This is a genomic window from Aerosakkonema funiforme FACHB-1375 (assembly GCF_014696265.1).
Lineage (GTDB): Bacteria > Cyanobacteriota > Cyanobacteriia > Cyanobacteriales > Aerosakkonemataceae > Aerosakkonema > Aerosakkonema funiforme_A.
Window position 1 is genome coordinate 1 of sequence record NZ_JACJPW010000166.1, and the last position, 13,769, is coordinate 13,769.

The following is a 13,769-nucleotide window of genomic DNA, read 5'->3' on the forward strand; positions in this document are numbered from 1 at the left end:
ACTTCAGCTTTGCTCAACTTTTATCTATCGAGTCGATCGCGTCAGTAAAACTTTACTCTTAGGAGTTTAGACATCGCACCTGCGGTGCGATAGTCTAAACTCCAGTTCTTTAGCCCAGAAATGCAAGAGTTCGTCTTGCCTTATGAGGCAGTAAGGCAGGCAAGCGATCCAGACGCAATGGTGCTAAGTTTTTTGCAAAGCACTTATGAAGCAGCAGCGAATTTAGGGCATTGGGAGCGGGCGGCGTTGGATTACAATCCAGTAATGAAGAGTTAGTTTTTCTGTTCTAGAAAGCGAATCTGGTGGGAGTTGCATCCACCAGAATTAATTTTTTGACCCTAAGTCAAACCAATTCAAAATTCAAAATTATTAATTCAAAATTACAATCAGTGGAGCTTCTGACCCACCACTGATTGTAGACCACTGAATTTTGATTCAGTGGGAGCCTGTACTCGGAATTAATTAATTTAAAATCAATTTTCTTATTAATTTTGAATTTTGAATTCAAAAAAGGTCAAGTTTTGGCAATTAAGCCAAACATAAAGCATCTATCGATACTAAATTTATGAAGCAATTGCCGATAAACCGAATCTTAAAAATAGATTCGACTGTCGTCGCTTCAGTTGTGAAGTAAAGCTAGGAGCGCCAATCATGGCTAAAGTTAAAACTCAAACACCAATGCAAAAGCAATTCGCAGAAAGCTATGAAGAACAACGTAAAGAAATGTTTCTTCATGTCGCACGCGAACTGACAGGTCGTGCCAAGCAACGACAATTACCAAAAGGTAAAGCATTGGATTGGGAGAAGTTTAACGAGTATTTCAACAACTTCTATGCCGAACATACGGCTGATGAAATACTTGATGAACTTCTGAGCAACTGCTATTGGCTTGCATCCGAACAAGCCATAATCGAATTGCACTTCCGTTACGTGCAAGATGCAGTAAAAGCATCCAAACGTAATGCTAAAGATGAAGACGATGATGATAATGACGACTTCATCAAATAAAGCTCAACTCGATTAATCAAAAAGCCGCTTTAAGCGGTTTTTCTTTGACCCCCCACCCACCCAGTCAACGAGAAACAGCTAACGCTGTTAGTACGAAAAGTGCAAATGGTTCAAGTGATGAATTTTATGCTAAGTGCGCTCCTACAATTCTACGCTCTGAAATCTTACGTTTCTGCAATCCTATGCTCCTACAATTCTACGCTTCTGCGCTCTGGAATCCGACGTTCCTGCAATCCTATGCTCCTACGATCGATTTGAATCCCCTTGATTTAATCTTTCAAACTACATTGTCTAAAACGAATTCAGCGACTTCATTGTTTACTAATTAAACAGGCGACTATTGTCGCTTTTGTGATGAAGTAAACTTGGTAAAAACCATGCAAACTGTTAACTTCATCGGCTACGAATGCGAAATCAAAGTTAGTCGCTACGATCGTGGCACATCTCCTTGTCTGCGTTTAGTAAATACCGAAGGAATGCCTGTAGCAACAGCCACTATCAATGTGCCTGAACTTCAATTACCGCCTGATTTTGTTGTCATAAAAAATTATGCGGAAAATGAAGGAATTTTGCCAGCACTGGTAGCTGCTCAAATTGTACATCCAACTGGGCAAACAGTGCCAGTCGGTCACTGCATTGGCTATATCTGTCAACTAGCTCCTGAAGTATTAGCACAACTGCCATCTGTTGAACTTAATAATATTAAGCTTTAAAACCTTTTGGCAAAAAGATAAAAACTCCGCACGACTGCGGAGTTTTTTATGCAGATGCTACTAGCAGTAAAAATGATGATTTGGCTAGCGCCGCACTTAATAAGTAGCTTTTATCTGCTTAAACAGCGAATGACATCGATAATGTTTACCGATAAAGCTGATTAAAAATCAATTGTTATTAGGAGACATACCAATGATGACTTTTAACGATCGCCCCATCGAATTAACAACATTTGAGACAAATTATTTGCTGTCTTCAACTGGTTTTCTCATTCGTCCAGTGCAACCACGACCACTAGGTAAATCTAAGGAATCTCCTCTTGATGGTCAATGGTTAGCCAAACCATTTATGATTGACAACATTCCGTTACTGCTGCCTAGTATTGCGGATCTTCCAATCGAATGCCCTTGGGGTAAAGTAGGAGAAATCTTACACATATCCGCTCCATTAGTTAAGCTAATTATCGCTAGTATTGAAGTCGAACAACTTAGCAATATATCAGAAGAAATTGCTCGGATGACTGGGATATCCCCTCTGCATAATACGACTTCATATCAAGCTGCTATTCAGGTTTACCTACTCCAAAGGTGGCTTGATCTGAAAACTGATTCTTGGGTTTGGGTGATTCAAACTATACCTGCTTAGTTTTGAATTAGCGATCGTACTTAAGAATTTGAAACTAGCAAGTACCAATTCAGTTGCTTTGCTGCCAATACTTCTAAAGGGTCAACTCCAAGGTTTTAAGTTAAGGGCAGATTTAATTTCTAGCGGCGATCGCCGCTACCCTAAAAAAGATTGAGTGAACGCAAATGTATCAAGAATTGCAAGATTTACTGACTTTCGCAATCGAAGCGGTAGCCATTATAGGGTATGGTGGCATCTTCGCTCACTACATTTTCACCACCGCTTTTGCTAAAAAGCCAGCATCGGTATCATCTGAAACCATACCAACTGTATCTACCAACGAAACAGGGCAACAAACAAAAACAGAAAAAACAGATGCTACAGACACAACAGACATAAGCTCTACAAAGATCGCAACAGAAACACTGGACACAAGTAGTACAAATACCAATTGTACTACTCTTGACTTGCCAGAATTAGGTCAAATTGAGAAACTTACACTTCGCCAATGCCGTGCAGTTATTCGCTCACTTAATACTACACTGCCAAAAAGCGATCGCATTAGACTTAAAATTAACGGTAAGGATGCGCCAACATCTTGGTTGCGATCGCAAATTAGGAAACATTTAGAAGATAAGCAAGACCAAATTGCACCAATAATTGACCAAATGCAAGCAAGCTAGTTAAAACGGCGAGTGCCAGAATCTGAGTGTAATTATTGCCTATTCCAGCATGATTAACATCCGAAGATACAATTCCAAACTACTCAACAAACCTGGTGTTTTGTACTGTGGTCGAGGTCGTACTATTGAAGACCTCGGCCTCGGTAATCCCTTCAGTCATAAACCAGGAATAGCAAGATTTCGAGTTAAAACATTAGCAGAATCTCTTGACTGTTACCAAGCTTGGCTGCATAAATTGCTAAAAGCGTACCAGAAACAACAAACTCGCAAATTGGAAGGTTGGGAGAGAGCTTATTTGAGGCGAGTTATTAAGCTGGCTAAAGACATTGACGATGGTGTAGTAACTGACTTAATGTGTTTTTGCATTGACTTAGAAAATTATCAACCAGATGATTCAAAACCATACAAGTGTCATACCCAAATATTGTATGAAATAGCGCTGAAAATTCAATAGATAGATACCAATCAGTCAACAAAACTCTCGGTGTAAAACTGAGAGTTTTTTAACCCCTAGCGGGTTAGTAGCCGAAAAGAAGCTGTGGCTAAAAGGTAAAGGCAGCCTCATTAAGACGATGGCTTTTTGAGGGTTCGATTCCCTCCAGCTTCACTTATTTTCATGCTAAAGTTACTGAAAATACCTGCATGATAGCTATATTTAATTAGCGCTAAATTGCCTTTCTTTTGGAGAACGAGTCCACAAAGTACAAAATCCTCCCTTGGAAGCTTTTCCTTCAACTGTTAAAGTTACTCCCAAACGGCTAACTTCAGTTTCACATAGCTTTTTGCCATTCTTTTCGCTCAACAGTGCTTGATTCCAACTCATAAACTGACGAGCGTATTTCCCTTCATTACTCATTGCCCAGCGAATAGTATCGACATTCTTTTGAGCAAATTGACCCTCATTGCTTAATCCCCATTCTAATGCAGATGCTTCTTTCAATGTTAACTGTCGGAGTCCAGTTGGGTCGAGTTCTGGTGATGGAGTAAAGCGGGGAATTGCTAATCCTACAAATACGCCAATTGCAATTGCACCAAACACTACACCACTGCCAAAAATCACCGACCAAATATCGTGAGCTACTTTTTCTAATGCAGCTTGTCGCACTAAGGTTTTAACTGAATTGGAGATATTGCGGCTTTGTACTTTAATTGCTGCTTTACTCTGACGTTCTAGAACTTCTCGACTTGACTGCGCCCAATTATCAACAAACTGTTGTACTTGCTCTATTTCTTGGCTGATAATTGCTTGAGAATCTTTCAAGTCCGATCGCCATTTAGATTGCCACTCTTTAAAGAAGTTGTCAATCTCATCTGGTTTCTGCTCTAACAGTAGTTCTAGCTGACCTGTAGCCAGTAAAATAATTAAAAGGGGGTCATTTTTATCTAGACCGTATCGGTAAGCTGTGTTGATCACATTAGCGCGGAATTCGGGATCTTTCCCTTTCAGCACTTGACTGATTAATGATTCGGTATTTCGCTCGTATTTTGGTGGGGCAGATAGAGGTGATTCATTCTGCGATCGCTTTGTTTTCAGTTCATCATCAATGGCTTCCCAAAACTCTTGTTTGTGAGGAAAGTTGCGCTCTATTTCTGGTATTGTATCTTCAGTTTCAGCTAATTCAGATCTACCTAATTCTTCGTTAAATTCGTCTGATTCTAAAATGTCATCATATTGCATTGTATTAGCTCCCAAACAAGGTTATAATAAGTACACCGCAGATTGAATAACAATCTGGGTGTTTTGGTAATCAACTGCATTGATAGACATCAAGTAACAGTTTTATCTGGTTGTTTTGCTAAAGGTGGAATAGCATCTAGATTAGGTTGAATCAAGCGATTTGGTGCATCATTAAATAAACCAACATTTTCGATTAGACTGTAGGATTCTTCGAGAAAAGTGTGCAGGCGTTGTTGACTAATCAAATAAAAGTCTGGATGGTTCATCGCTTGAGAGAAAGACAATCGCTTCGTTTCGATAAATTTCTTTTCTTTAGCACTGAGTTTTGGAAAGTCTATGACAGGGATTTGGTGTTTGCTAATCAGTTGTAAGATATCGTTATGGCCTTGCATATGTGACCAATCTTTACAAACACCAAAGTTACGTACTAAAACGTGCTTTAATTGACCTTCAAAACAATTGAAGGAGTCCATAAACATTTTGATGCTGTCAGGCGTACCGCTACATAAGAACCACTTGCAGATATCAACTCCTGACTTTTCTAGAAAGTCGGGGGAAACTAAGCCAGCTTCATCAATCCATTTGTTGATAATGCCATAAGCACGAGCGGGTAAATTGACGATGACTGGAGTTTCTAAGGCAGTTTCAAAAATGATATCGATGTCGAAGAAGTTTTCTTCATCTTCGACTAAGGCAACTACTTGCGCTTCATGTTCGGGATAGCGTTGCTGCACGTCAGCATTTTTGGAATCTCCATCGATTAGCGTGTAAAGGAGGTCGTACTTTTGATTGTATTCGACTAGCACGCAAGTAAACATCGATTTGCCGATTCCCCCTTTTTCCCCGTCTACTAAATGAATTCTGTTTGGCATATATCTCCTAGTGCTAACTAAATGTGGGGCCGAGCATTGCTGGATCGAAATTTGCTAAGTTAAATTCAGTTGACTGTAATTCTACATCTGGTTTATTTAGTTGATATGATTCAACTGATTTAACTGCTAGTTCGTCTGGTTTATCGAATCGTTCAAATGATGATGGTACAGTAGGTGAAACGCAACTAACTGATTCGGCGACAGCTTGAGGCATACCTTTAAAAGGAACTAAGCCCGAATAGACACCGGGAGCGATCGCACCTAGCTCAGCGCAATCGAAACCAGCATCATGGCAAACTTCGTCTATCTGTCTGATGAAGAAATTTATACACTCTCGTCTCAGGTACTCTAGTTGTTCCTTTGAGTGTGTTTCGGCATTGCGATAAGCAGCTAGTAACCACCGAGCGCGAACTAATGGCAAAATCATTTCTTTGAAACTGAAAAAAGGATGATTTTGTAAGTAGGAAAACAGCAAAGCTTCGTCTGAGTCTGGTAAATATTGACAACGCAAACTAATTTCTTTGTAGCGCTTTCTAGGCATTTTTATTTGCTCCCATTTAAACTAGGTTCGCTGCTTTCTTTTTTCTTAACTGCTCCCCGGTAAGGCCCAGATAATAATGAAGCAGCATCCAATTTGCTTGTAGCTTTTGTTTCAGTAACAGCGAGCGTTTCTGTATCAGCTTGAATGGCATTTAACTCAATAGATACTTGTGTCGATGTTTCTGCATTATCCTGGGGTGATTCAGCTTCAGTGGATTGTGTAAGATGAGTGAGTAGTTGCTCAAATTGAGATTTGAAATAGACGAACAAACCGTAAGCATCTGCTAAACGATGTCCTAATCCATTTGGATCTAATTCTGGTGGTACTACAATGCCTGCGTGCCAAGATTGAGCGTAACGGGAATAGTGAGAACGTAACTCAGGTTTGAGGTATTCTGCTGTACCACCGCAAAAGACGATTTCATCAGTGTCGGGGGGTAGCACTTCATCGAACCAATGAGTTAACATCCTTGCATAGTCAGAACGAGATTGCTTCACGGCGGCAATCAATTCATCTACTTCTCGTTCCCTAGCAGCTTCTTCTCGATTGCGTGCGATGCGATAAAAGTAAGGACGGTTGTATCGATCGCCTGAAATAGCGATCGCTTCTGCTAGCCGAGCCAGATCGTAGTTAGAGGTGCGCTCTTGCACGAGTTCGACCATTCGCACCATGCCTAAGTCTGAGGTTTTGCCTTTACCGACAGCACCTCTAGCTGCTATGACTAGAGAGGCATTGCGAAATCCCACCATTGCAAAGGCTGTCACCCTGGTTTTGAAAGCGGCTCCGAGTTTGCTATTGTGAACGATAGAAATACCGCCACCTTCTTGCAAAGCTTGGGTTTTATCGAGTTTGACTGAGAATCTGCCTGTGGGGGTTTCAAAAGAAGCAGCGGCGTGACTTAAATAGCTCAAAAAATTGTTTGGAGTCGTTAAACTCACCTGGGGGTAGGAAGACTGCGATCGCTATACTGAAGTGGTGGCCTAAGTCTAATTTTTGCGAGATTACCCATAAAGCTGCTAAGGCTTTGTACAGGGCGCTGCTGTATTTGAGGCCATTTAAGCCGATGTGTGCATTGAATTGGGATGCGGCTAAGTAACCGACTGCTCGGCAATCATTGTTGATGGCAACCCAAGCGATGTTTTCGGGAGAGGTGGAATTTAAGTTGGGCAGGGTGTAGGCATTGGCTGTATCTCGGCTTACTGGCCCTACTTGGGATTCCATGATGAAGGAATTGGTTTGGCTCTTGTGTGACTCAAAGTAAAAGACTCGAGTGGATAAGCCGCCAAAATCCATTACTGCTATGGCATCTGGGACGGCAACTTTTTTTGGTCTAGCCATAAGGTGGTATCTGTTTACTGCTGCCTTGATGCTAGGAGTAGCAGATGGGGATAGACTTCACCTTTATTGGTATTTTGAGTTAGTTAAAACGGTCTCCTCTGGTTGGAGGGGTATCTTTATTGATATTTTAATCTACTTAAATTGTCTGTTTGCGATCGCTTATTCAACTCTCTACATTTTTGGCGAACTATCTCAAGATTCAAGCAATAGTTTTGAGACTAACCTCAGATCTGTCGCCCCCAAAATTTTAATGTATTTTCCCGCTGCAACTCGATTCGAGGAGTATAATTGTTGAGTATAGATCGCCAATGCGATTGATTTAAATAGGTAAACCTTATGCCAGATGTTAGCGAATTATTACAAGCTCTATCAGATCTTAATGAAGAGGAACTGGAAGCGCGATTGGGAATGCGTGCTCAAACTATTGGAGAGGATCTAAAGAAAGGAGACACCCGCTCAGCTTCGGTAGATTCGCTTGAGATTGATACGGCTGTACCAAGAGGGGCTTTGGATGATGCTCTAGCAGCAGGTCAGCGTCTGTTCAATTGGATTAGCCCAGCAGCCTACAATCTGCTGTGTACTCCTTTAGGGGGCGATACTGCTGATGAAACTATGAAAGAATTGGTAAAGTTATTGGATGAGGATTTGGAGAAAAATATTGCTAAAGCCGCTGGGATGTTAGCTCCGTTTTTGGTCTCTAGTTTGGGATTAGCTCCTGCGATCGCAGCCGTTGTTGCTACTCTAATTATTAAACGGACATCAAAGCAAGGAGGTAAGCTTATTTGCGACAGATGGAAGAATACTTTGCCAACAACTGATCCTACCGTAACTTCTGAATCTAGTTTTGGAGCATAAAATATTTGTTTTCCTTAAACTCTAATAAAGAGTAAGTTTTGCCAATTAGCTGTGATAGCGATCGCCTTTGTGTTGCTGAAGGCGATCGCTCAACCGTCTAAAATTCCAGTAACTTCAGCGCGATTGCCTCCCTTCTTTAGCTGACAAGCGTGTAAACTGCCTGTACTTCATTGCATAAACTGAGATATCTTCCTTGCTCCAGACATATTTTCGGCAAGTTTCACAAGCAGCAATTGCAATCTTGCGCTGTTCTATATCTTCAATTGATTCAGAATTTGTAAAGACGGGGTGGTAGCGGAGGCGATCGCAGCAGACATCTAACAAAGTTTTCCATTGACTCCGCAACAAACGGACAGAACGATCGCTACAACCACTAACAATGTATTGGCTATCTGGACTGACAGCAACAGAAGTCACTTTAACATAATCGTATCCATAACCTTTGCCAAAAGCTTATTGACTTGCAGGAACACCACCGCACAGATCCCTATCATTGTCGCTGACATTGGGATTATTCTGCAAGTAGGGACGCACCCAGTTACAACCGCGCTCGTATAAATCGTCAAAATCGAAATTCCACAAAATTATTGTGTTGTCAGCGCTTGCAGAAGCCAAAGTCTTGCCATCAGGACTAAAGGCGATGCTATTGACCATATCATTATGCCCGGTGAGGGTAGTAATCAGTTTTTTGGTTTGCAAGTTCCACAGTTTGATGGTCTTGTCACCGCTTGCAGAAGCCAAAGTCTGGCCATCGGGACTAAATGCGACGCTATAGACTTCACGGCTATGCCCTCTGAGGGTAGCGATCGCTTGTCGGGTTTGCAAGTTCCACAGTTTGATAGTCATATCCCAGCTAGCAGAAGCTAATGTCTGACCATCGGGGCTTATGGCTATACCCTCGACCCAATTGCTATGTCCGGTGAGAGTTTTAATGGCTTGTCGGGTTTGCAGGTTCCACAGTTTGATGGTGTTGTCATTGCTTGCAGAAGCCAAAGTCTTGCCATCGGGACTAAAGGCGACGCTATTGACCAAATCCTCATGCTCGGTAAGGTTAGCGATCGCTTCTTTGGTTTGCAGGTTCCACAGTATGATGATGCCCCAGCCAGTAGAAGCCAAAGTCTTGTTATCGGGGCTAAAAGCGACGCTCTTGACCTGGCTGCTGTGCCCCGTAAGGGTAATAATGGGTTCTTGGGTTTGCAGCTTCCATAATTTAATGTCACTGTTTGCAGAAGCCAAAGTCTTACCATCGGGACTGATGGCGACGCTATAGACCCAACTGCTATGCCCAGTGAGAGTAGCGATCGCTTTTTTGGTTTGCAGGTTCCACAGTTTGGTGGTTTTGTCAGCATTTGCAGAAGCCAAAGTCTTGCCATCTGGACTGATGGCGACGCTACTGATTGAACTGCTATGCTCGGTGAGGATGGAGAGCGCTGTTTGGGTTTGCAGGTTCCACAGTTTGATGGTGTTGCCAACGCTTGCACTTGCAGAAGCCAAAGTCTTGCCATCTGGACTGATGGCGACGCTAGTGACCACATCGCTATGCCTGGTGAAGGTTTTGATGGGTTTTTGGGTTTGCAGGTTCCACAGTTTGATGGTCTTGTCAGCGCTTGCAGAAGCAAATGTTTTGCCATCGGGACTAAAGGCAAGGCTATTGACCACATCGCTATGCCCTCTAATGGTAGCGGGGATCGCTGTTTGGCTTTGTAGGTTCCACAGTTTGATGGTTTTGTCACCGCTTGTAGAAGCCAATGTTTTGCCATCGGGACTAAATGCGACGCTCTTGACATAAGTGCTATGCCCAGTGAGGGTTTTGATGGCTTGTCGGGTTTGCAGGTTCCACAGTTTGATGATCTTGTCAGAGCCTGCAGAAGCCAATGTTTTGCCATCGGGACTAAAGGCAAGGCTATTGACCGAACTGCTATGCCCGGTGAGGGTAGCGGCGATGGGTTTTTGGGTTTGCAGGTTCCACAGTTTGATGGTGTTATCAGTGCTTGCAGAAGCCAATGTTTTACCATCGGGACTAAAGGCGACACTATTGACCGAACTGCTATGCCCGGTGAGAGTAGCGATCGCTGTTTGGCTTTGTAGGTTCCACAGTTTGATGGTGTTATCACTACTTGCAGAAGCCAATGTTTTACCATCGGGACTAAAGGCGACAGTATAGACCAAATCGTTATGTCCTTCCAAACTATGCTCTTTCTGTCCGTAAACTGCCTGTCGCAAAGCAGCTAAAACCTGCATTGAAGGTTGAGCTTTTGCGCGTCTAAGTGGTGTGACTGCTCGTAAACTTGCTATGAGTGCATCAAACTCTTGCTTTTTATTAAAAAGTTCTTCTGAATACTGACTGAGAGCATCGCTTTGACCTAACTGTATTGTTTCCATTTGTTTTTTTTGCAATTCTGTTTGCCACCACTGCCATCCCGCAAAGCCGGCCAGCATCATCGCTACAGTAGAAAAACTACTTAGCCCGATTATGAGCCTAGAAGTATTCCTTTGTCGTTCAATCAAACTCTCCCGTACAAAGCTATCCTCATTTTGGTTGAACCAGTTGTTCTTGATAAAGATTTGTTTCAACTGATCGAGTCGAGGGTCGTCATCCCAAAGATATTGGATTGATCTTTCGCCTGAGCGTTTGGAGGAATTTGATTGTTTTTGTTTTCGACGTTCTCTATGTAGTTCCCAATCCTGAACTTTTCGGATAACAAATGTTTCTGCGTGCCTCCAAACATTCCGTAAATTTTGCTGTTCTGTTTCTTGCTGGCTCTTGTTGTACCAATCGTTCACCGCAATGGTTAAGCGTTGTTGCAGAGCTAATGCCTCTTGCTCGTCTTTGATCCACTCTTGTAACTGATCCCAGCTACGTACCAAAAAATCATGTGCTGGTTCTACATAGGGTTCTCCGGTTTCCAGTTGTCCTTTGACGAGGAGGCGAGCTTCCACCAATCGACCAACCACTTGCTTGACGCGATTACTCTCTTTAGGGTTTGGATAGACCAATTCATCGTCAGCAACTCGTCGCCGTGCAGTTTCTCCATCTTCCAGGGTCAGCATTCGCAACATGACCCGGCGCATGGTTCGTTGAGCGGCTTTACCCAATTCCTCCCCTAACTTTTTATATTCCTCATTCGCTCTGCGAGTTAGAGAGCCAGCTACGCCACCTTCTTTGTCAAACTCAGCATCAATTGTGAGTGCGCGATCGCTACTTTTGCTATCTCTCCACTTCTCGGCAAGTTTGATGTAGAATTCGCTGAGGGTGAAGGAGAGCAGGGGTAATGCTCCTGGCATCTGACCTACTTCGTCAATGAGGCGATCGACTAGGTTGGCAGGTTCAAAGTAGAGTGCCATTTCCGATGCAGGTCCCTCGATCGCTTGTCGTAATTCGTCCGAGCGCATAGCGCGTACTGGAAACCTTGCTCTCGTCCAGTGGGATTTCAGGGCTTCGGAGTTCAAGAAACGGGGTTCAAAGTCGGAGCGCAGCGTGACAATGAGGCGCAGTTGGGGCAGGTTTGCGGCTAGGGTTGTCTCCAGCAGTTGCAAGAACTGTTGCCATTCTTCGGGAGTATTGCTCTGTGGATTGGGTTGACTTTTGCGACCAAGCGTGACTAGCTCCTCAAACTGGTCAATGACCAGCAGTAATTTGACACCAGAATGCTTCTGGCTCCAGGCTTTGACGATTTCAACAAAGGAATTGGGAGCGGATTGCAAGCGCTGAGTCAGGGGATTGAGGCAAGCTAGGAAGACCTCTTTCAGTTGCCGCTGCTGTTGGGATTCTGGCTTTCCTTGAGTTTGACAAAGGGCATAGAGTGTCTCGAAATGCTCTACAATCAGCAGTTGCTTGGCAGCATGAGTGTCCTGGTTCCAGGTGGTGGTAATTTGGGCAAATTTCTCAGCTTCCCGCTTTAAGCGTTGCGTGGTGCGGCTGGTTTCTCCATGTTTATTGGTAGCCTTGGCAGCTTGAGTGTTGAGTTCCTTGGTTTCCTTGTTGAGCTTTTCGCGGAGAAAGCCAAGCGAGTCGAGTTGGACTGTAATGGGCATATCTGCGATCGCCCAAATGGTTCTGGCTAGAGCAGCGAAGGGCGATTCACCGGGACGGATAGGGTTGAGGATGTGCCACTGATGTACGTAATTGATTGGCAGAAATTTAAGTGGTAACAAGAACTTGGGAAAAACATCAGCAAGGATAGCTGATGTCAAAATGCAAACCTTGACAAGGTTGAGTGCAAACACCTCTGGCTCGGATAATTCTCTCAAATACGGAATCAGTCCCGCTTTGACCAAGCTGGATTTCCCAGAACCGGAAACTCCCAAAACAACGGTCAGTGAGTGGTCGGGTGCAGCGATTCGCCCATACAATTTTTTGATGAGTTCTTGCCTACCGAAGAAGAAGCGTGCGTGTTCCTCTTCAAACGGCTTTAGTCCCCGATAGGGATTGTTGGTTTCATCGATGGGGTCGGCTTTGCTCAGAGTTTTGGGGTCAAAGTTTGGGTCGTGGAAGATGTACTCGCCGCGATCGTGGTTCTTGAGGGGATAGAGTCCGGGGGTTTGGCGATCGCTAGAACGGGTTTCTACACTGTCACGCAGGTAAAGATAAAGTTCGGGGGCAGTAATCACGCCATCTTTCGTTAAGTCTGCGTTTTTGTATCGCCTGCCCTTTTCATCCGGGTCACCATCTTGTAGTGCTTCAAACAGGGCTTCTGCAAAAGGCGAGTGTTTTTTCTCCTGAGCCTGCGACTTTTTGCTGATACCTCGCTTATCGCTCAAAAAGTCGAGGGCTTCCTGGTTGTGGGCAGCAGAGGTGATGACTTGCGAAGCGGGATAGTCGATGAAGCGTTGGTAGTGTTCTCGACGAATAGTTTCGGGAACTGAACCGAGTTTGCGGGTGTTCGCCCAGCGAAACGTTCCAGCAAAGCAGCAGTCAAGAATAACGATCAGGTGATGGCAGGGTAAGGCAATCAGGGCATCATGTAATACCTGCATAGACAGGAAATTGTTCGACTCTCCAGGCTTGGGATTGGGATTCGCATCTTGAGGCAGCAGAAATCCTCTTGGTCCATCATCGCTTTCGAGAGCCATTCCGTGTCCTGCAAAGTAGAAGAGGAGGCGATTCTTGTTGGCAGGTGGCTGGAGTTGTTCAGGCAACCATTTGGTAAGCAGATTTTCAAGCTCTTTCAGCGTGGCCTTACGCTCAGTGTCATCAGTGATTAGCTCAACCTGATACTGATACTTATCTCTCAAGAGTTTAGCTAGTTCTTCAGCATCGGGTTTTGCCGTATTCAAGCTGGCGATACCATTATGATATTGGTTGATGCCAATAGCGATCGCCAAGTTGTGAGTAAAGTTCGTCATCAATAGACATCTCCAAAAATTGCCAAAGCCTTTATAATATTGGTTTTTGACTGCCTGCCCCCTAAAGGGCAGGCAGTCAAAAACCAACGGTTACATAGGGCTTTGACAGT

General features: G+C 43.7%; 13 protein-coding genes and 1 pseudogene. 7 read left to right on the top strand and 7 right to left on the bottom strand.

Going from position 1 to position 13,769, the window contains the following annotated elements; translation table 11 throughout:
• Positions 1–96 precede the first annotated feature (96 nt).
• From H6G03_RS34805 to H6G03_RS34830, 6 genes and pseudogenes are all read left to right on the top strand, one after another.
• Positions 97–276 (top strand): annotated as a pseudogene (locus H6G03_RS34805) (DUF5996 family protein); the annotation flags it as partial.
• A 375-nt stretch (positions 277–651) separates the two neighbouring features.
• Positions 652–1,008 (top strand): hypothetical protein, encoded by a 357-nt coding sequence (locus tag H6G03_RS34810; protein WP_190475092.1) that lies wholly within the window; start codon positions 652–654, stop codon positions 1,006–1,008.
• Between the two features lie 377 nt (positions 1,009–1,385).
• Positions 1,386–1,721, top strand: coding sequence for a hypothetical protein (locus H6G03_RS34815; protein ID WP_190475094.1), 336 nt, complete (start codon positions 1,386–1,388; stop codon positions 1,719–1,721).
• A gap of 193 nt (positions 1,722–1,914) precedes the next feature.
• Complete coding sequence (locus H6G03_RS34820) at positions 1,915–2,367, top strand: hypothetical protein (protein ID WP_190475096.1); 453 nt, start codon at positions 1,915–1,917, stop codon at positions 2,365–2,367.
• Between the two features lie 164 nt (positions 2,368–2,531).
• Entirely contained in the window at positions 2,532–3,029 is a 498-nt protein-coding gene (locus H6G03_RS34825) for a hypothetical protein (RefSeq protein WP_190475097.1), read from the top strand.
• Positions 3,030–3,078: 49 nt separating this feature from the next.
• Positions 3,079–3,483, top strand: a complete 405-nt coding sequence (locus H6G03_RS34830; protein WP_190475099.1) for a hypothetical protein — start codon at positions 3,079–3,081, stop codon at positions 3,481–3,483.
• 201 nt (positions 3,484–3,684) lie between these two features.
• Here H6G03_RS34830 and H6G03_RS34835 read toward each other — a convergent pair whose 3' ends face one another.
• The 5 genes from H6G03_RS34835 to H6G03_RS34855 form a co-directional block, all read right to left on the bottom strand.
• A complete protein-coding gene (locus tag H6G03_RS34835; protein WP_190475101.1) occupies positions 3,685–4,707 on the bottom strand; it encodes a DUF6753 family protein in 1,023 nt (340 codons plus the stop codon).
• A gap of 89 nt (positions 4,708–4,796) precedes the next feature.
• Complete coding sequence (locus H6G03_RS34840; protein WP_190475103.1) at positions 4,797–5,579, bottom strand: P-loop NTPase family protein; 783 nt, start codon at positions 5,577–5,579, stop codon at positions 4,797–4,799.
• Between the two features lie 13 nt (positions 5,580–5,592).
• A complete protein-coding gene (locus H6G03_RS34845; protein ID WP_190475105.1) occupies positions 5,593–6,120 on the bottom strand; it encodes a hypothetical protein in 528 nt (175 codons plus the stop codon).
• Positions 6,121–6,122: 2 nt separating this feature from the next.
• Entirely contained in the window at positions 6,123–7,031 is a 909-nt protein-coding gene (locus H6G03_RS34850; RefSeq protein ID WP_190475107.1) for an acetate and sugar kinases/Hsc70/actin family protein, read from the bottom strand.
• Complete coding sequence (locus H6G03_RS34855; RefSeq protein WP_190475109.1) at positions 6,997–7,458, bottom strand: acetate and sugar kinases/Hsc70/actin family protein; 462 nt, start codon at positions 7,456–7,458, stop codon at positions 6,997–6,999. The genes H6G03_RS34850 and H6G03_RS34855 overlap by 35 nt, the downstream gene beginning before the upstream one ends.
• A gap of 336 nt (positions 7,459–7,794) precedes the next feature.
• On the opposite strand from H6G03_RS34855, the gene H6G03_RS34860 reads away from it, so the two are divergent.
• Positions 7,795–8,313, top strand: coding sequence for a hypothetical protein (locus H6G03_RS34860; RefSeq protein ID WP_190475111.1), 519 nt, complete (start codon positions 7,795–7,797; stop codon positions 8,311–8,313).
• 114 nt (positions 8,314–8,427) lie between these two features.
• Here H6G03_RS34860 and H6G03_RS34865 read toward each other — a convergent pair whose 3' ends face one another.
• Together H6G03_RS34865 and H6G03_RS34870 are read right to left on the bottom strand one after the other, a co-directional pair.
• The gene (locus tag H6G03_RS34865; RefSeq protein WP_190475113.1) at positions 8,428–8,730 is read right to left on the bottom strand and encodes a WD40 repeat domain-containing protein; all 303 of its coding nucleotides are present in this window, start codon (positions 8,728–8,730) and stop codon (positions 8,428–8,430) included.
• A gap of 36 nt (positions 8,731–8,766) precedes the next feature.
• Positions 8,767–13,659 (bottom strand): nSTAND1 domain-containing NTPase, encoded by a 4,893-nt coding sequence (locus H6G03_RS34870; protein WP_190475115.1) that lies wholly within the window; start codon positions 13,657–13,659, stop codon positions 8,767–8,769.
• Positions 13,660–13,769 lie beyond the last annotated feature (110 nt).

Coding starts and splice junctions, on each gene's coding strand:
- H6G03_RS34830 (WP_190475099.1), top strand. CDS start 3,079: ATGATTAACATCCGAAGATACAATTCCAAACTACTCAACAAACCTGGT.
- H6G03_RS34855 (WP_190475109.1), bottom strand. CDS start 7,458: ATGGCTAGACCAAAAAAAGTTGCCGTCCCAGATGCCATAGCAGTAATG.
- H6G03_RS34860 (WP_190475111.1), top strand. CDS start 7,795: ATGCCAGATGTTAGCGAATTATTACAAGCTCTATCAGATCTTAATGAA.
- H6G03_RS34825 (WP_190475097.1), top strand. CDS start 2,532: ATGTATCAAGAATTGCAAGATTTACTGACTTTCGCAATCGAAGCGGTA.
- H6G03_RS34835 (WP_190475101.1), bottom strand. CDS start 4,707: ATGCAATATGATGACATTTTAGAATCAGACGAATTTAACGAAGAATTA.
- H6G03_RS34820 (WP_190475096.1), top strand. CDS start 1,915: ATGATGACTTTTAACGATCGCCCCATCGAATTAACAACATTTGAGACA.
- H6G03_RS34845 (WP_190475105.1), bottom strand. CDS start 6,120: ATGCCTAGAAAGCGCTACAAAGAAATTAGTTTGCGTTGTCAATATTTA.
- H6G03_RS34815 (WP_190475094.1), top strand. CDS start 1,386: ATGCAAACTGTTAACTTCATCGGCTACGAATGCGAAATCAAAGTTAGT.
- H6G03_RS34840 (WP_190475103.1), bottom strand. CDS start 5,579: ATGCCAAACAGAATTCATTTAGTAGACGGGGAAAAAGGGGGAATCGGC.
- H6G03_RS34810 (WP_190475092.1), top strand. CDS start 652: ATGGCTAAAGTTAAAACTCAAACACCAATGCAAAAGCAATTCGCAGAA.
- H6G03_RS34870 (WP_190475115.1), bottom strand. CDS start 13,659: ATGACGAACTTTACTCACAACTTGGCGATCGCTATTGGCATCAACCAA.